The organism is Pseudonocardia sp. 73-21, assembly GCF_001899645.1.
GTDB lineage: Bacteria > Actinomycetota > Actinomycetes > Mycobacteriales > Pseudonocardiaceae > Pseudonocardia.
Map to the genome: position 1 here is coordinate 14,725 of NZ_MKVV01000033.1, position 17,248 is coordinate 31,972.

The following is a 17,248-nucleotide window of genomic DNA, read 5'->3' on the forward strand; positions in this document are numbered from 1 at the left end:
GGTGCGCGGGGCGGACGACGGCGTTGACGCGGTCGTCGTCGGGGCCGGCTTCGCGGGCCTCTACATGCTGTACAAGCTGCGCGAGCTCGGTCTCAGCGCACGCGGCTACGAGGCGGGGTCCGGGGTGGGCGGCACGTGGTACTGGAACCGCTACCCGGGCGCCCGCTGCGACTCCGAGAGCGTCTACTACTCCTACTCCTTCTCCGAGGAGCTGCAGCAGGAATGGGAGTGGAGCGAGCGCTACGCGTCGCAACCGGAGATCCTGCACTACCTCGAGCACGTCGCTGACCGGTTCGACCTGCGGCGTGACATCCGGTTCGACACCCGCGTGGTGGCGGCAACGTTCGACGAGGGAGGGTCCTGCTGGTCGGTGCGCACCGACACCGGCGTGCAGGTCCGCGCCCGGTTCCTGATCTCCGCGGTCGGCTGCCTGTCCACACCGAACGTTCCGGCACTGCCCGGCGTCGAAAACTTCCGCGGGCCGGTGCTGCACACCGGACGATGGCCGCACGAGCCGGTCGAGGTCACCAGCTGCCGTGTCGGGGTACTCGGCACCGGCTCGTCGGGAGTGCAGTCGATCCCGCTGCTCGCCGAGCAGGCCGAGCACCTGACCGTCTTTCAGCGCACCCCCAACTACAGCGTCCCTGCGCGCAATGCGCCGTCCGACCCTGTGCAGAGCGCCGACGTGAAGGCGAACTACGACGCGATCCGCGAGCGCTGCCGCCGCTCGCTGGGCGGTTTCCCGTTCGACGTCGACCCGCGCTCGGCCCTGTCGGTGTCGCCGGAGGAGAGGGAGGCGCTGTACCGCGGCCTCTGGGACGAGGGCGGGATGCGATTCGTCTTCGGCGGGTTCGCCGACGTGCTGACCGACCGCACCGCCAACGACGTGGCTGCGGACTTCGTGCGTGCCCGTATCGGTGAGGTGGTCCGCGAGGGAGCCACGGCGGAGGTGCTCACGCCACGCGACCATCCCTTCGGCACCCGCCGCCCGGCCCTGGACACCCGCTATTACGAGACGTACAACCGCGACGACGTGACACTGGTCGACCTGCATCGCACCCCGGTCGAGGAGGTGACCGCCGGCGGCCTGCGCACGAGCGACACCGAGTACCCGCTCGACGTCCTCGTGCTGGCCACCGGATTCGACGCCATGACCGGATCGCTGCTGGCGATGAACATCGTCGGGAGGGACGGTGTCGAGCTCCGGAAGAAGTGGTCCGACGGACCCCGGAACCACCTGGGGCTGATGTCCGCCGGGTTCCCGAACCTGTTCACGATCACCGGTCCGCTCAGCCCCTCGGTGTTCTCCAACATGCCCACCTGCATCGAGCAGCACGTCGACTGGATCGGCGACTGCCTGGAGCACCTGCGTCGCAACGGTCACGACCTCATCGAGCCCACGGTCGAAGCCGAGGACGGGTGGGTCGAGCACGCCGCGCGTGTCGCGGCGCGCACCCTGCTGGGCGCGGTGGACTCCTGGTGGACGGGTGCCAACGTGCCCGGCAAACCCCGCGTCGTCTACCCCTACGTCGCGGGCGTCGGGACGTACCGCAAGGCGTGCGACGCCGCTGCGGCGCGCGGTTACGACGGCTTCGTGCTCAACCCCAGCGCGCCGGTGCGGCGCCGACCGCAAGGAGCCCCGGCATGACGATGAACCTCGGGCGTTTCATCACCTCGCACGCGCAGGAGTTCCCGACCAAGAAGGCGATCACGGTCGGCGAGTGCTCGCTCACCTATGCCGAGCTGGAGCACCGGACCAGAGGGCTGGCCGGCGGCTTCGCCGGGCTGGGTCTCGGCAGGGGCGACACCGTCGCCGCGGTGCTGGAGAACTGCGTCGAGATGCCGGAGCTGTTCTTCGCGTGTGCGAAGGCGGGCACGGTCCTGGCGCCGATGGTCACCCGCCGCCTCGACGACGAGATCGACGCGCTGGTCGCCAAGTGCGGTGCCCGGGTGCTGGTTGTCGGGCCGGACCATCGTGATCGCGTGTCGGCGATGCGTGCGGCCGGGTTACTGGCCGGGATCGCGACGGTCGTGGAGATCGGGCCCCGGCCGGCGGCGGACGGCGTTCTGGCTTACGAGGATATGGTGGCGTCGGGCGCGGGGGTGCCGCTCCCGGCGGGGGTCGGCGACGACGACCCGGTGATCCTGTTCTCCACCGGCGGCACGACCGGCCTGCCCAAGCTCGGGGTGCATACCCATTCGACTGTGCTGCAGAACCACTACGCGTTCCAGTGGAACATCGGCTTCCGGCCGCAGGACGTCTGCCTGCACCCCATGCCGCCGTATCACGCGTCCATCCTGGTCACGACGCTGACACACATGATCGTGGGCGCGTCCACGATCGTCACCCCGAAGTTCGACCCCACCGAGTTCCTCTCGATCATCGACCGGGAGAAGGTCAGCTACGTCTTCCTGATGCCGCCGGTGCTGTTCAACTGGCTCGTCGACGCCGGCATCGACGACTACGACCTGTCGAGCATCACGAAGCTGTTCGTCCCCGGCGGCAACTTCTTCAACCGTGACGTGGTGGCGAAGTACCTGCCGGACACCGAGCTGTTCTACCTGTACTCCCAGACCGAGAACACCACGACCTGCCTGCTGCGCGGCAAGGACGTCTTTGAACGCCGGCAGTCGGTCGGGCGGCTGGATGCCCGGCTCGAGTGGCGCCTGGTTGACGAGGAGGATCGTGATGTCGCACCCGATACCCCTGGTGAGCTGCTGCTGCGCGGCGCATCGGTGATTCCCGAGTACTACGCCGACCCCGAGGAGACCGCGCGTGCCTGGCGCGGGGGATGGTTCCACACCGGCGACATGCTGCGCCGCGACCCGGACGGGTACTTCTACTTCGAGGGCCGCGGCAAGGAAGTGATCAAGACCGGAGGCGAGAACGTCTACGCCGTACGGGTCGAGAGCGTGCTGGTCGAGCATCCGGCGGTCCGCGAGGTGGCCGTCGTCGGTGCCCACGACGAAAAGTGGGGCGAGCGGGTGTGCGCGTGTGTCGTGCCGGCGCAGGGCGCTACCATCGACGCGGTGGAGCTCATCGCGTTCTGCCGCGGCCGGCTCGCGGGATTCGAGATCCCCAAGACCTATCACCTGATCGACGCGCTGCCGGTCAACCCGGTCGGAAAGATCCTCAAGCGGGAGCTCACCAAGCGGATCAACGACGGCGAGCTGGGCCAGGTCGCAACCGCGTGAGCGCGCCCCTGACAGTGCGGGAGTCCGGTTTCGGCGTGATGCTGCCGAACTTCGACCCGCTGCGGCTGGGCACACCACCGCTGCTGGCGGCCGCGCGGCTGGCGGAGGACCTCGGGTTCGACTCGGGCTGGGTCGGTGACCACTTGACTTTCCACCCGCCGGTCCTGGAGCCGTGCGGGGCGCTGGCCGCCGTCGCCGCGGTGACCCAGCGGCTGGTGCTGGGCACTGGCGTGCTGCTGCTGCCGATGCGCAACCCGGTGTGGACGGCCAAGCAGCTCGGGACGGTCGCGGCGCTCGCTCCCGACCGCCTGATCGTCGGCGTCGGTGTCGGCGGGGAGAACCCGGCCGAGTTCGAGGCTGCCGGCTACCCCGTGGCACAGCGGGGCCGCCGGCTCGACGAGGCCATCGGCGTCGTCGACGCCTTGCTGCGCGGCGAGGCCGTGGACCATCCGGGCCCGCTGCTCCCGGTGCGCTCGCCGAAGCTGGAACCCGTGCCGTCCTCGCGGCCTCCGCTGGTGGTCGGCGGTCGTTCGGCCCATGCGGTGCGGCGCGCGGCTCGGCTCGCCGAGGGCTGGTTCGCGGTGTGGCTGGAACCCGAGCGGGTGCGCCGGGCGGTCGAGGATCTGCGGGCCCACGCCCAGGAGTTCCACCGCCCGGTGTGCACCACCGTCATGCTGGTGTTCGTGCACGTCACCGACAATGCCGAGACGGGTCGCGGGGAGCTGGAGCGGTTCGTCGCCGGCCAGTACGGCCTGCCCGTCGAGGCCATCGAGCGGTGGTGCGTGATCGGCAGCGAGGACCGCGTGGCCGACGCGCTGGCCCGGTATCGCGACGCCGGGGCCGAGGCGTTCGTGATGATGCCGACCGCGGTCGACGTCCTGGGCCAGTACGAGCGGCTCGCCGGCGTGCGGGCCCGGCTCGCCGCAACGGTGTGACCGGGCGGATGCTCCTATGGTTGTCAAGCGGTGGTTTGAAGATCGTTCCGGTTGAGCGGTGTCGTGGCTGCCTTCCTCCCGGTAGATCGTCTTCCGCCGCTGGTCGGTGTCAACGTCGTTCGTCCTCGCTGCGCTGCGGGCGCTCCACGTGGACTCCTCCTACGCGGCGGAAGGGATGGCCGGGGTGGAGGAAGGGCGGGGACTGAGCAGGGCGGTGTAGACCTCGCGGGCGACGTAGCGTTTGAGGCAGCGGATGATCTCTTTCTTGCTCATACCCTCGGCGGTGCGTTTCTCGGCGTAGGCGCGGGTGCGGGGGTCCCAGCGCAGCCGGCACAGCACGATCCGGTGCAGCGCGCAGTTGGCGTGGCGGTCACCGCCGCGGTTGAGCCGGTGTCGGTGGGTGCGTCCCGAGGACGCCGGTAGCGGGGCTGCGCCGCAGAGCATCGCGAACGCGGCCTCGGAGCGCAGCCGGTCGGGGTTCTGCCCGGCGGTGACCAGCAGCTGTCCGGCGACGTCGGGGCCGACCCCGAACAGTCCGCACAGGGTGGGGTTGACCGCTTCGGTGAGCGGGGCGATCAGCGCGTCGAGCTCGTCGATCTCGATCGAGAGCTGCTGGTGGCGGCGGGCGAGGGCCCGCAACGCGATCACCGCGGCGACGGTCGGGTCACCGGCGGCGGCCCGGTCGGGTCGCCGCGTGGCGCACAGATCGATGAGGCGGCGGTCGCTCAGCTCGCGCAGCACGCTGCGCAGGGTGTCCGGGGCGGTCACGACCAGGGCTTTCATCCGGCGTTGGGCATCCGCACGACCAGCCACGGCGCTGCGGCGGGCCACCCGCAGCAGCCGCAGCGCTTCCACGGTGCCGTCGCGGTGCTTGGGGACACCGGTACGGTGCCCGGCAAGCGCGGTCCGGGCGGCGGCCTCGGCGTCGACCGGGTCGGACCTGCCCTGCCAGCGCCGTGTCTTGCGGTCCGGGCGGTCGATCTCCACCAACGCCACCCCGGCGACCCGCAGACACAGGGCGAGCCCGGCACCGTAGACCCCGGTGCCCTCGATCCCGACCAGCATCAGGGTGCCGAAGCCGCGCAGCCAGCTCAGCAGCGCGGCGTAGCCGGCCGGGGTGGTCGGGAACTGCGCGGTCCCCAACGTTCGTCCGGCGGCATCGAGCGCGGCGGCGGTGTGGGTGTCCTTGTGCGTATCCACCCCGCCGGTCACCTCGACGGTCGACTGTGGGACGGGATCGGGCTGTGTCATCGTGGGCATGGCTGACCTGTTCTCTCGACCGGGCAGGGCAGCACGCACCAGCCGGGCGAGTGGACAAGACAGTGATGGGTGCCTGGTGGCACCTATGAGGTCACACCGCGAGTCTGGCGAGTGCACAACGAGCCCCGCAGCGGACCGACCGACAGATCCCGTTGAAGGCACGCAGCCAGTCAGTGCTTGGGTCAGGACGACCGCTGCGGGGCTCCCCTACATCCTCACTGTCAGACCTCGTACAGCTCGCTGACCGGAAGCGACACCCCGGGCCCGACCTCGTCGAAGGCGATCCGCGCCCGCAGGTCGACCCGGGGCTCGACGTCCTCGCGCACGTTCGTGACCAGGGTGACGCCCGGCACGTGCAGGAACTTGACCAACACGATGTGCCGAGCCTGCTGGCCGTCCGCACCGGGGACGAAGCTGCGCCGCAGCGTGGTGTGGCTGAACACGTAGCCGTCGGGCGCGACCTCGTCCCAGGCGAACGCCATTGCGCGGCACGCCGGACACATCGCCTGGGGGTACCACTGGTACCGGCCGCACGCCGTGCAGCGCGGGAACACCAGGTGACCCGTGCGTGCGGCGGCCCAGAACTCCTGCAGGACCGGCCACGTCGTGTCGGGGACCCACGGGCCGGCGGCGCTGTCATCGGGCGCGCTCATGCGGTCAGCACCAGGCTCGCGTGTTCCCAGCCCGCGTATCCCGACACGAGCCCGACCTCCGCGCCGGGCACCTGCCGGTCGCCACACCCGCCGCGCAGTTGCGCCACCGCCTCGACGACGTGGTTGATCCCCAGCACGTAGGAGTGAGAGAGCAGGCCGCCGTGGGTGTTGATCGGCAGCGATCCGCCCGGGGCGGCCTGCCCGTCGGCGAACAGCGCGGCACCAGCGCCCTTCGGCGCGAAGCCCAGGTCCTCGGCCTGCAGCAGACAGCTGATGGTGAAGCAGTCGTAGATCTCGGCGAAGTCGACGTCCTCGGGGCGGATTCCGGCCATCCCGAGCGCCCGCGGTCCCGTCACCTGAGCCGGTGTGGCGAGGTAGTCCTCGTGCTGGGCCAGGTAGGAGTGCCCGGACATGGCCGCACCACTGAACGACACGCCGGCCACGGAGACCGGGCGGTGTCGGCAGTCGCGTGCCCGCGCGGTCGAGGTCATCACGAACGCCGCGGCGCCGTCGGTGAGTAGGCAACAGTCCAGCACCCGCAGCGGGTCCGCGATCATGGGTGAGCCCAGGTAGTCCGCGCGGGTGAGTGGTGTGCGTTTCATCGCCCCCGGGTGCAGCGCCGCCCAGGCGCGGGTGGAGATCGCGACGTCGGCGAGGTCCTCGGGGGTGAGGCCGTAGCGGTGCATGTAGCGGCGAGCGACGGCGGCGAAGTAGACCGGCTGCCCGTAGAAGCCGAAGGGCATCTCGAGGCTCGCCTTGTACGGGTCGGTGCCGTGGAACCGGTACGGGCCGCCTGGTGCCGAGCCCCAGTCGACGCCGAAGTAGCACACCACGGTCTTCGCCGCACCGGTCGCGATGGCCTGGGCCGCCAGCAGGGGCGCCCCGACGCTGCCCGCGCCGCCCACCGACATCTGCGCGGTGAAGACCCGGTCGCTCAGGCCGAGGTTGGCGGCGAGCTCGTCGGCAGGCAGCAGGTGGGGGGCGACCGCGGCGTCGGAGACGATCCCGTCGACCTCGTCGACGTCAATGCCGGCGTCCGCGATGGCGTCGCGCACCGCCTCGACCATCAAGGTCGGCACCGGCACCGCGGACCGGCGGGAGTAGGCGGACTCCCCGACGCCGACGATGGCGATCGCATCCCGCAGCGGGCTGTCGCTCATCACGTCAGGCTCCTCGACCGATGGGTCCGGTAGCGATCGCCGCTACCTGCTCGCGCAGCGCGAACTTCTTGATCTTGCCGCTCGGGGTGACCGGGAACTCCGGGTAGACCTGCACGTACTCGGGCCAGAACTGGCGGGTGACCTTCTTCTCCGCCAGCCAGCGTCGCAGCTCGGCCAGGTCGAAGGAGGCGCCGTGGCGCAGGACGAGGCAGGCGCAGGCCTTCTCGCCGAGCCGCTCGTCGGGCACGGCCACCACGGCGGCGGACCAGACGTCGGGGTGCTCGATCAGGACGTTCTCGACCTCCAGAACGGGGATGTTCTCGCCGCCTCGGATGATGATGTCCTTGCTCCGGGTGGTCATTACCAGCCGGCCGTCGGAACGGATCCGGCCCCGGTCACCGGTGACGTACCAGTCGCCGTCGAGGAAGTGCGACGGAGCCAGACCGGGCTGCAGGAAGCCCAGGTGCCGCGACGGGCCGCGCACGACCATCTCGCCCTCCTCGTCGGGGCCGAGCTCCTCGGTGAGGTCGTCGCTGCGGATCGCCACCTCGATCGGGAACACGGCGTGGCCGTCGGTGTCGCACACGATCTCGCGCGGATCGCCGGGGGAGTGCGAGGTGGCGAGGCCGACCTCGGTCATCCCCCAGATCCCGTAGAACTCGACGTCGGGGAGCATCTCCGCGGCCCGGCGGGCGAGCGGGCTGGGGAAGCCCGACCCGAAGCAGCCGACCTGCCGCAGCGTGGTGGTGTCCCTGGCCGCGAAGTCGGCGCGCTCCAGTGTGTCCTGCAGGTAGGGCGTCGCCCCGTTGGTCATGGTGACGCCGTTCGCCTCGACCATGTCCAGGTAGTCGCCCGCGTCCCACACGTCCTGCAGGACCATGGTCGCACCGAGGTGGATCGGGGCGAGGATGCCGAACAGGATGCCGGTCTGGTGCCCGAGGGTGGAGGCCATGTGGTAGACCCCGTCGGCGGTCAGCTCGCGGCGCTCGACGATGACGCGCCCGCCGTAGTAGAGGCTGTTGTGGGTGTGCAGGATGCCCTTGGGCTCGCCGGTGGTGCCGGAGGTGAACGCGAGCTGCGCGACAGCGTCCGCGCTGGTCCCGGCGTCGACCGGGCCCTCGGCGTCGAGCCGTGCCTCCCCGTCGGACAGCAGTTGCGGCCAGCCGAGGTCACCGCCGGCACCGTCGATCACCACCACTGTGGGGATCTCGGGCAGGGACCGGGCGATGGAGCTCATCATCTTGGCGTGGTCGAAGTCGCGGAAGGACTCGACGGTGACCACCACCTTCGGGGCGCCCAATGCCAGCATCGTCGACACCTCGCGCTCGCGGAAGATCGGCGCGAGCGAGTTGAACACGGCACCGAGGCGGGTGCAGGCCACCATCAGCGTGACCACCTCGAGCCGGTTGGGCAACTGCCAGCTCACGACGTCACCGGGCCTGACGCCGAGCCCGGCCAGGCCGGCCGCGACCACGTGACTCAGCCGCTGCAGCTCCACGTAGCTGGTGGAGCCGCCCCGGTCCACGACGGCCGCCCTTTCCGGCGTTCGCAACACCGCCTCGTCGACCTGGTGGCAGAGCCGATCCTCGGCCCAGTACCCCTGCGACCGGAAGTCGGCGGCCTTCTCCGGGGTGAGCTGGGTGAGCAGTCCGTTCCAGTCACGCATCGTCGTCTCCCGTGTGTCGATCCTTCGGAAGGGTCGGCCCGATCCGGCCCGTTGCGGTTGCGGGGTGGCGTCAGATCGGGTGCGAGCCGTTGCGGTACCGCGGCGGTCGCTTCTCGGCGAAGGCGCGCAGGCCCTCGATGCCGTCGGGGGTGCCGGTGCCCTCCCGGAAGTCGCCCATCTTCCCGGCCGGGGCGATGTCGTTGATGGTCTGCTTGTAGGACCGCCGCACAGCGGGCGAGGTGCCACGGACCTCGGCGATGATCTCGTCGACGCGGCGGTCGAGCGCGGCGGCGTCGGGCACGACCTCGGTGATCAGACCCCAGCGCTCGGCCTTGTCGGCCGGGATCGCGGTGCCGGTCAGGGCGAGGTAGCGCATCTTCGACAGGCTCACCCGGCCGAACATGACGGCCGGCATCCAGCCCTCGGCCACGCCGACCTTGCCCTCCGGAGCGGCGAAGACGGCGTCGGCCACCGCGACGGAGATGTCGCACGACATGGTCGTGATGAGGCCCCCGGCCATGCAGATCCCGTTGACCGCCGCGATCGTGACCTTCGGGCACTGCCGTACGGTCTCGAAGGGCAGGTTGTCCTCGAAGCGGTAGATGTCGAGCGGATCGGCACCGGGTTCGAGGTACGCCAAGACCTCCTTGAGGTCGCCGCCGGTGGCGAAGGCACGGCCGGTGCCGGTGATGACGACGATGTCGACCCCGTCGTCGATGGTGGCCAACCGGACCGCGTCGCGGAGTTCGCGGTACAGGTTGGTGCTGAAGGAGTTGAGCTCGGCGGGACGGTTCAGCGCGATCCGGGCGACGCCGTCGATCACGGCATAGGTCAGCTCGGTGAAGCGCGACTCGGCCTGCGGAACCTCTCGGACTTCGGTCATTCCCACCCCTTCGTGGATCGATCCGGTCGGTTGCCCGTTCATCGGGAGCCCGGTGGAGACGCACCGACCCCGATGCCGCTGATCAGGTGGTCGACGAGCTGGTCACCGATCTTGTCGGTGGCGGCGGCGGTGGCCTGCGGGCCTGCCCATCGGGGGACCCCGTTGAGAGCGCCCAGGACGAACCGAGCGGTGGTCCGCGGATCGGGAGCGCGGAACGCCTGCGCGGCCGCTCCATCCGCGAGGATGGATTCCAGTCGCCGCTCGTGGCGGCGGCGCGCGTCCCGGATGACGTCGCTGTAGGTCTCGCTGACCACGATGTCCTGGTGGTTGCTCAGCACCCGTCCGGCCGGTGTCGTCACCGCGACCCGCAGGTGCGCGCGGACGAAGGCGCGCAACAGCACTTCGGGGTCGGTGGAGCCGGCGGCCAGCACGTCGGTCTCGCGGCCGATCTCCGCGATCGTGTCGGTCATCAGCTGGGCGAGGATGTCCTCCTTGCCGCCGACGTAATGGTAGAGCCCGGTCGCCGACAGCCCGACCTGCTCACCGATCTGCTCCAGCGTCACCCGCTCGTACCCGTGCTCGGCCATCGACGTGGCGGCGGCGGTGAGGATCATGTGGCGACGGGTGGCCACGCGCCGGTCACGCCGATCGGCGCCCGGCACGCCTGCTGCACCGGTCCTGACCACAGGAACTCCCTGGATATCGAGTACTGACGGACTCGTCGACGCTAGCACACAATATCGAAGCACATTCTACATGTCGGACAGACTATGTGGTCTTCTCGCGGTCCCAGGTCGTCTCTGTCACGCCGCGATCGCGCAGCTCGGTCGTCAGTACCCGTCCCATCGGGTTCTTCGGGAGCTCTGCCACGTAGTCCAGGCACCGGGGTACTGCGAACGACGGCATGGTGGCGACGCAGGGATCCACCAGCTCGGCCGGGGTCAACGTGGCGCCCGGCGCGGGGACCACGCAGGCCATCACCTCGTCCTCGGCGATCTCGTTGGGCACACCGAACGCCGAACAACGCAGGCCGCCAGGACCGCACGACCGGGTCGAACCCGACTGGCGATATCGATCAGTGTGCGGGGTGGAGTGGCCGCGGAACCGGGCCCGCACCTGCTCTGGGGCGGTGATCACCAGCGCTCGGAGTTGCCGCTGCGCGGTGCTGGCGGCGTCCACGGCGCTGCGTCGCCCGGCCAGCAACACCGCCAACGCCGTCCGGTGTGGTTCCGTCTTCGGTGCCGCCAGCTTCGTGCGGGCCCGCGCGTCGCGGGCGGGGCGTTCGGCGTCGATCACGTCGGACTTCGCCCCGGCGCGGCGTGCCGGTCGCAGCGGGCGGTCGAGCTCGACGACCTTTTTCCCCACCCTCGGCGAGGTGGCGGGTCAGGCCGGCGCCGTAGCCGCCTGCGCCCCCGATCGCCCAGGCCCTGAGACGTACAGGCCGCCCGTCATGGCGACGCCGAACCAGGAGTCCAGCATCTCCGGCCGGTTCTCCATCAGAACGGCAACCGCGTCGCCGGACCGCACGCCCCACCCGAGCAGGGTGTTGGCGACGGCGGTCGAGCGTGGTCCAGCTCGCCGAACGAGATCCCGCCCGAGTCGAAGTGGACGGCGACCTTGTCCGGACATGCCTGTGTGTTGGCCGCGATGACGTCGCCGATCGTGTCCTTTCCGGATGCTTTCCAGCTCACCGCTCACGCTCCTCGGCCGAGACCGACGGCACGGGCGCCGGTTGTCCACCCGGCCCGAGAGACCGCATGAGTTCGGGTTGGCGGTCGCCGGCGGATTCTCAAAGACCGTTCGTCGTGTCAGGACGTGTCGAGGCCGCTACATCGCTGGGTAGACGTTCAGGGAACAACCGTAGGGACTCCGTCAGCCGGGCGTCGCGGACCGGTCCACCGCGCCCGTCACGTCGAGGATCAGCCGGGCGACGGCGTCGGGATCGTCGAACATCGGGACGTGGCCGATGCCGGCCACGCGGACGAGCTCGGCTCCCGGGACCCGCTCCATCAGCGGTCGACCGAAGTGCTCGAACGGGATGACGCGGTCGCGCTCGGCCCACTCGACCTGGACCGGTTCCCGGGGGGCAGCGGAGCGAGCTGGCGGCGCGTGAGCACCTGGAGCAGCCGAGGGATCGACGGTGACTCGGCAGCCGAGCGGATTGCGCCGGCGAGGAAGGCAGCGGGAATCGTTGTCGGGGTGCTCGACCTTCATCCCCAGGAGCGCGGAGCGGAGGCGGGGCTGCGCGGCGATGGCATCCGCGTGACGGAGAGCCGGGCGAAGACCAGCAGCGTCCAGCGGATCGTCGTCGTGACGGCGGTGTTCCGCGCGGTGGACCCCACGCGCCGCCCGGGCCGAACAGCACGACCGAGCGTATCCGCCCCCGGCAGGCCAGCTCGAGCGCGACCCAGCCGCCCAGCGAGTTCCCGACCAGGTGCACCGTCGTGAGACCGGCCCGGTCGAGGTCCGCCTCGACCCGTCGACGATCACGTCGAGCGACACCTCGGCACCGGGCGGGAACGGCTCGCCGCCGCGGCCGCGCAGCGTTGCCGCGATAACGTCGTGATGCGGCTCCAACAGCGGGAGCACGGGTTCCCCCCAAAAACAGCGGCAGCACGGGTTCCCCCCAAACCTGCCACGTGCCGCCGACGCCGTGCAGTAGCACCAGGGGGTCCCGTGCCCGCCGCGGTGCGGGGGAGGGGGTGCCGGCACCGCACGCGGCGCCGGCCTGGCGCGGCCGCGCCGCCCAGCACGGCCCCGCCCACCGCGAGGGCCGCCTGCAGGGCCCCGCGGCCGGTCGGCCGACGTCGAGATGGATCGGTGGTCATCGGGGTGCCGTCCGGCCGTGGGCAGAGGGTCGCGCGAGGCCGAAGCGCAGCTCGGTCCAGCCGTCGTGGTCGAGGTAGCTCGGCGTCACCCGGTCGCCGATGTCGAGCCGTCCGTCTGCGGCACGGCCGAGCATCCGGCCACCGCCGTCGAGGTCGACGGTGACGACCGTGTAGGGGGTCTCGCCGTCGAAGGCCGCGTCGAGGGTGCGGTGGACGGTGACCGCGGAGTAGACGGTCCCCGTGCCGGCGACCGTCTCCCACCGCGAGCGCGGATCGGCGCAGAACGGGCATCGCGGCGTCGGCGGGAACCTCCTGCGCTCGCACGCCTCACACTCCTGCAGCGCCAGCCGGTGCTGACGCAGGGTGCGCCAGTGCGCCGCGCTGTCCACGTCGGCGGCCGGCGCTGCGGGGGACGCGGGTACGGCCTGGTCGGGCATGGGGCGAACCTAACAGGGCACAGCTGTTCGACGGCACAGCTGTTCGACGGCACAGCTGTTCGACGGCACAGACGAATCTCGAACGCTCGGTTGACGACCGCCGGGGGCATACGTACGGTCGCCGCAGGAGGCGACATGCGTGCGACAGCGGTGTCCGGCGTCGGCTACACCCCCTTCAGCAGGGAGTCCGGCCGATCGGTTCTCGACCTCGCCTCCTCGGCAGCCGCAGCGGCGGCCGAGGACGCGGGCATCCCGCCCAGCGACATCGACGGGGTCGTCACCTTCAGCCTCTCCAACGACTCCGTGTCCGGCGAGGCGGTCGCCACCACGCTCGCCCTGCCGGAGCTGCGCTTCGTGATGGACTTCAACCAGGGCGGCCAGTCCCCGTGCTTCATGGTGCAGCAGGCCGCGATGGCCGTCGCGCAGGGCTATGCCGAAAACGTCCTGGTGTTCCGCGCGCTCAACGGGCGCTCCGGATCGAGGGTCGGCAGCACGCCGTTGCCCGGTCCCGCCGCCCAGTACCGGTACCCGATCGGCTACTCGGCGTACCTCATGTACATCGCGATGTGGGCGCAGCGCTTCCTGCACGAGACCGGCGGCTCGGACCGTGACCTCGCGGCCGTCGCGATGGCACAGCGGCGCTACGCGCAGGCCAACGAGCGGGCGATCCTGCGTGGCCCGCTGGATCTCGATGCCTACCTGGCATCGCCCATGATCGCCGAGCCGTTCCGCGTCGCGGACTGCACGAGTGAGGTCGACGGTGCCTGCGCCGTCCTGGTCACCACGCTCGAGCGTGCCCGGGACCTCCGGCACCCGCCGGCGGTCGTGGCATCGGCCGTGTACCGGGCCGGTCCGCGGCCGGGGCTCGACGTCGGCGACCAGATCATGCACGACGACTACAGCCGCAACTTCACCTATCGGCTGCGCGACGAGCTGTACGGCCGCGCCGGCATCACCCCGGCGGACGTCGACTTCGCCGAGATCTACGACTGTTTCACCAGCGTCGTGCTGATGGGCCTGGAAGGGCTGGGGTTCTGCGGGCGCGGCGAGGCGGGCGCGTTCGTCCGTGCAGGCAACACGTCGCTGGAAGGGCCGCTGCCGGTCAACACCCACGGCGGCCTGCTCGCCGAGGGGTACCTGCACGGCATGAACACCGTGGCCGAGGCGGTCCTGCAGATCCAGGGTCGTGGTGGGGACCGGCAGGTGCCGCGTCACGAGGTCGGCGTCGTCACCTCCGGGGCGCTCACCGACGGCTCCGCCCTCGTCCTGACGGCCGACCGCCGATGAGCGGGGCCGGGCCCGGCGTGCCGTCCGCGTGCTTCGCCGTGACGGTGGCCGACCTGGTCGCCGAGCAGGCGTGGGCAGCGCCGGACGCGGTCGCGATCGAGGAGGGCGCGCGGAGCTGGACCTATCGGGAGCTCGACGACCGGGTCGCGCGGCTGGCCGGGGTACTGGTGGCGTGGGGGGTGCGCCGTGGCGACCGGGTCGCGGTGCTGGCCGAGAACCGCCACGAGTACCTCGAGCTGGAGCTCGCGGCCGGGCGTCTGGGCGCCATCACCGCCTGCCTGAACTGGCGGCTGGTGACCGACGAGCTGGCTCACTGCATCGGGCTCGTCGAGCCGGTGCTGATACTGGTCTCGGCCCGGTTCGGTGCTCTGCTGGCATCGGTCGACCACGGGGTCGGCCCGGTGGTGGTGCTGGGCGAGGACCTCGAGGCGCGGATCGCCGTTGCCGAGCCCGTGGGCATCGGCGCCACCGGACCTGTCGACCCCGAGGCCGGCCTGACGATCCTCTACACCAGCGGTACGACCGGTCTGCCCAAGGGGGCGCTGATCAGCCACCGGGCGATGATCGCCCGCGCCGGGTTGTTCGCCACGATTACCGGTGCCACTGCCGACGACGCGTTCGTGGCGTGGGCGCCGATGTTCCACATGGCCTCCACCGACCAGAGCCTGATCACGCTGATGCTCGGTGGGCGCGTCGTGGTCTGTGACGGCCTGGACCTCGATACGATCGTCGGCGCGCTGGCGCGGCACCGGTTGAGCTGGCTGGTGGCGATGCCGGGCATGATCGACCCGTTGCTGGCCGCATTGGCCGACGGGTCCGCGGTGCGCGGGATCAAGCTCGTCGGCGCGATGGCGGACCTTGTGCCGCGATGGCAGATCGCCGAGTTGACCAGGCTGCTGGACTGTCCCTACGCCAATACGTTCGGCTCGACGGAGAGCGGGATGGCACCGGCCTCGGGGAACCGGCTGCCGGTGGGGGAGGCACCGGTGTCGTTGACGAAACGGCAGAATCCGCTGTGCCTGGTGCGACTGGTCGACCCGGACGACCAGGACGTGCCCGACGGGTCGCCCGGCGAGCTGGCCTTCCGGGGCCCGACGCTGTTCAGCGGCTACTGGGCGGCACCCGAGGCGAACGCCGAGGACTTCCGCGGTGGCTGGTTCCACACCGGCGACAGCTTCCGCCGCAACCCCGACGGGACCCTCGACTTCGTCGACCGCGTCAAGTACATGATCAAATCGGGTGGGGAGAACGTCTACCCGGCGGAGATCGAACGGTTCCTGCTGGCCGATCCCCGGGTCGCGGACGCGGTCGTCGTCCGCCGGCCCGACGAGCGGTGGGGAGAAGTGCCGGTGGCGGTCGTCGCACGCGTCGAGGGGGCGGAGCTGAGCGCCGAGGACCTGCTGTGCGTACTGCGCGGGCAACTGGCCGGATACAAGGTACCCAAGGACGTCCGGTTCGTCGCCGAGACCGACCTGCCCCGCAGCACCACCGGCAAGATCCAGCGGCACGAGGTCGAGCGCTGGGTGGTCGTCCGCGGTCCGGCCTGACCCGCAGGCCCCGGCTGGTCGTCGCAGTCACTACAGTGGCGGCATAGGGGGTGACCGAGTGGCCTCACCAGCGGGTCGGGACGACACAGCGGCTGTTCCGCGACGTCGGCCCGGGCGTCCACGGCTCACCGAACCGTCGCCCGAGTACCGCAGGCGGCTCGAGGAGATCATCGACACCGCCACCAGGGTGTTCCACGAGCGGGGCTACGACGCCGGGTCGCTCGACGATGTCGCCACCGTCCTGGGGCTGCGTAAGGCCAGCCTCTACCACTACGTGCGCAGCAAGGCTCAACTGCTGTACCTGATCTTCGACCGGGCCATCACGCTCTCCCTGCAGCGGCTCGACCAGCTCTCCGAGATCTCCGACCCGAGGGTCCGGGTGGCCGCGCTGATCGAACACCAGGTTCGGATCATGGCCGAGGAGCCGAGCCTGTTCTCGGTGTTCTTCGACCAGAGGCCGCGTCTGGACGGCTCGTTCGACGTCGCCATCCGGCAGAAGGAGCGCGCCTACGTGCGGCGGATCGCGGAGATCGTCGACGCCGCCGTCGCGGAGGGCGGGCTTCCCGACGTCGACGCCCGGCATGCCGCCCACGCCCTGCTGGGCATGACGAGCTGGGTCTACAAGTGGTTCGATCCGGGTCGCGATGACATCGACGACGTGGCCCGCACGATGGTCAGGCTCGTGCTCGGTGCACAGGTCGACTTTGGGTCTGGCCCTCCGGTGGGTCCGGATGACGCCGACAGCGGCAAATCCTGCGGGTGGCCCGTTCAGGTCGCCGACAGCACCTCCATCAGGTAGGGTCCGATGACGTCGGCCACGTCGTCGGCGGCGTCGTCGATCTCGCGGTCGGGGAGGACGACGTGGCTGATCACGAGCCGAGTGAACGCGTCCGCGGCCACCGCAACGCGGCGCGCGTCGGTGCCCGGGCGCACCTCGGTCACGTAGTCGGTGAGCGCCCGGGTGGTGCCGTCGATGATCGGCGCGGAGCCGGTGGTGACGAGGGCGAGTAGATCACCGTCAGGCCCGGAAACCAGGCACTTGACCAGCGGGTCGGCCCGCGCCGCGTCCAGCAGGAACCGCACGGCGGCGCGAATAGCGCCGTGCACGTCGCTGTCGGCCGCGGCGAGCACTCCGGTCAGGGACGCCGTCAGCCGATTCGCTCGATCGAGGACGACGGCTCGGACGAGTGCTGGTTTGGAGCCGAACTCGGTGTAGAGCGTCTGCCGGCTGATCCCCACGGCTGTCGCCACATCGGCCATCCGCAGGGCGTCCCACCCGGCCTGGCCTCCGAGCGTCTCGGTGGCATCGAGTATCGCTTCGTGCAGCAGTCGACGGGCAACGCCGGGGAACCGTTGCCGACGCTGTGTCATGATGTCAGCCTGACAGGTCCGTCACA

17 protein-coding genes are annotated in these 17,248 nt (G+C 70.8%); 6 read left to right on the forward strand and 11 right to left on the reverse strand.

Annotation, left to right across the window (positions count from 1 at the left end; translation table 11 throughout):
* Position 1 precedes the first annotated feature (1 nt).
* Genes BGP03_RS09035 through BGP03_RS09045 form a run of 3 tightly spaced genes read left to right on the forward strand, consistent with a single transcriptional unit; the run spans position 2 to position 4,130 of the window.
* Positions 2-1,648 (forward strand): NAD(P)/FAD-dependent oxidoreductase, encoded by a 1,647-nt coding sequence (locus BGP03_RS09035; RefSeq protein WP_296368886.1) that lies wholly within the window; start codon positions 2-4, stop codon positions 1,646-1,648.
* Entirely contained in the window at positions 1,645-3,195 is a 1,551-nt protein-coding gene (locus BGP03_RS09040) for an AMP-binding protein (protein ID WP_296368884.1), read from the forward strand. Before BGP03_RS09035 ends, BGP03_RS09040 begins: the two co-directional genes overlap by 4 nt.
* Positions 3,192-4,130: an LLM class flavin-dependent oxidoreductase gene (locus BGP03_RS09045; RefSeq protein ID WP_296368882.1), complete on the forward strand. Its 939-nt coding sequence runs from the start codon at positions 3,192-3,194 to the stop codon at positions 4,128-4,130. The genes BGP03_RS09040 and BGP03_RS09045 overlap by 4 nt, the downstream gene beginning before the upstream one ends.
* A gap of 159 nt (positions 4,131-4,289) precedes the next feature.
* Here BGP03_RS09045 and BGP03_RS09050 read toward each other — a convergent pair whose 3' ends face one another.
* From BGP03_RS09050 to BGP03_RS09090, 10 genes are all read right to left on the reverse strand, one after another.
* Complete coding sequence (locus BGP03_RS09050) at positions 4,290-5,381, reverse strand: IS110 family transposase (RefSeq protein WP_298800772.1); 1,092 nt, start codon at positions 5,379-5,381, stop codon at positions 4,290-4,292.
* A 230-nt stretch (positions 5,382-5,611) separates the two neighbouring features.
* Positions 5,612-6,043, reverse strand: coding sequence for a zinc ribbon domain-containing protein (locus BGP03_RS09055; RefSeq protein WP_298800757.1), 432 nt, complete (start codon positions 6,041-6,043; stop codon positions 5,612-5,614).
* Positions 6,040-7,206 carry a thiolase family protein gene (locus tag BGP03_RS09060; protein ID WP_298800758.1) on the reverse strand — a complete coding sequence of 389 codons (1,167 nt, stop codon included), beginning with the start codon at positions 7,204-7,206 and terminating at the stop codon, positions 6,040-6,042. The genes BGP03_RS09055 and BGP03_RS09060 overlap by 4 nt, the downstream gene beginning before the upstream one ends.
* Before the next feature lies 1 nt (position 7,207).
* Positions 7,208-8,869, reverse strand: a complete 1,662-nt coding sequence (locus BGP03_RS09065; RefSeq protein ID WP_296368877.1) for an AMP-binding protein — start codon at positions 8,867-8,869, stop codon at positions 7,208-7,210.
* Between the two features lie 70 nt (positions 8,870-8,939).
* Complete coding sequence (locus tag BGP03_RS09070; RefSeq protein WP_296368874.1) at positions 8,940-9,752, reverse strand: enoyl-CoA hydratase/isomerase family protein; 813 nt, start codon at positions 9,750-9,752, stop codon at positions 8,940-8,942.
* 38 nt (positions 9,753-9,790) lie between these two features.
* On the reverse strand, positions 9,791-10,438 hold the full coding sequence (locus BGP03_RS09075; RefSeq protein ID WP_298800759.1) for a TetR/AcrR family transcriptional regulator: 648 nt from the start codon (positions 10,436-10,438) through the stop codon (positions 9,791-9,793).
* A gap of 82 nt (positions 10,439-10,520) precedes the next feature.
* The gene (locus BGP03_RS09080) at positions 10,521-11,117 is read right to left on the reverse strand and encodes a hypothetical protein (protein ID WP_298800760.1); all 597 of its coding nucleotides are present in this window, start codon (positions 11,115-11,117) and stop codon (positions 10,521-10,523) included.
* Positions 11,118-11,135: 18 nt separating this feature from the next.
* The gene (locus BGP03_RS35805; RefSeq protein WP_363093468.1) at positions 11,136-11,381 is read right to left on the reverse strand and encodes an AMP-binding protein; all 246 of its coding nucleotides are present in this window, start codon (positions 11,379-11,381) and stop codon (positions 11,136-11,138) included.
* A gap of 243 nt (positions 11,382-11,624) precedes the next feature.
* The gene (locus tag BGP03_RS09085; protein ID WP_296368866.1) at positions 11,625-11,762 is read right to left on the reverse strand and encodes a hypothetical protein; all 138 of its coding nucleotides are present in this window, start codon (positions 11,760-11,762) and stop codon (positions 11,625-11,627) included.
* Between the two features lie 814 nt (positions 11,763-12,576).
* Positions 12,577-13,017, reverse strand: coding sequence for an OB-fold domain-containing protein (locus tag BGP03_RS09090; RefSeq protein WP_296368864.1), 441 nt, complete (start codon positions 13,015-13,017; stop codon positions 12,577-12,579).
* Between the two features lie 135 nt (positions 13,018-13,152).
* Here BGP03_RS09090 and BGP03_RS09095 point away from each other — a divergent pair, with 135 nt between their 5' ends.
* From BGP03_RS09095 to BGP03_RS09105, 3 genes are read left to right on the forward strand one after another with little or no spacing between them, the layout of a single operon-like run.
* Positions 13,153-14,304 carry a lipid-transfer protein gene (locus tag BGP03_RS09095; RefSeq protein WP_296368862.1) on the forward strand — a complete coding sequence of 384 codons (1,152 nt, stop codon included), beginning with the start codon at positions 13,153-13,155 and terminating at the stop codon, positions 14,302-14,304.
* A complete protein-coding gene (locus tag BGP03_RS09100; RefSeq protein WP_298800761.1) occupies positions 14,301-15,851 on the forward strand; it encodes an AMP-binding protein in 1,551 nt (516 codons plus the stop codon). Before BGP03_RS09095 ends, BGP03_RS09100 begins: the two co-directional genes overlap by 4 nt.
* Before the next feature lie 58 nt (positions 15,852-15,909).
* Positions 15,910-16,650: a TetR/AcrR family transcriptional regulator gene (locus BGP03_RS09105; protein WP_296368858.1), complete on the forward strand. Its 741-nt coding sequence runs from the start codon at positions 15,910-15,912 to the stop codon at positions 16,648-16,650.
* Here the strand turns inward: BGP03_RS09105 and BGP03_RS09110 are convergent.
* Positions 16,620-17,222: a TetR family transcriptional regulator gene (locus tag BGP03_RS09110; RefSeq protein WP_296368856.1), complete on the reverse strand. Its 603-nt coding sequence runs from the start codon at positions 17,220-17,222 to the stop codon at positions 16,620-16,622. The two genes, BGP03_RS09105 and BGP03_RS09110, sit on opposite strands and share 31 nt — an antisense overlap.
* Positions 17,223-17,248 lie beyond the last annotated feature (26 nt).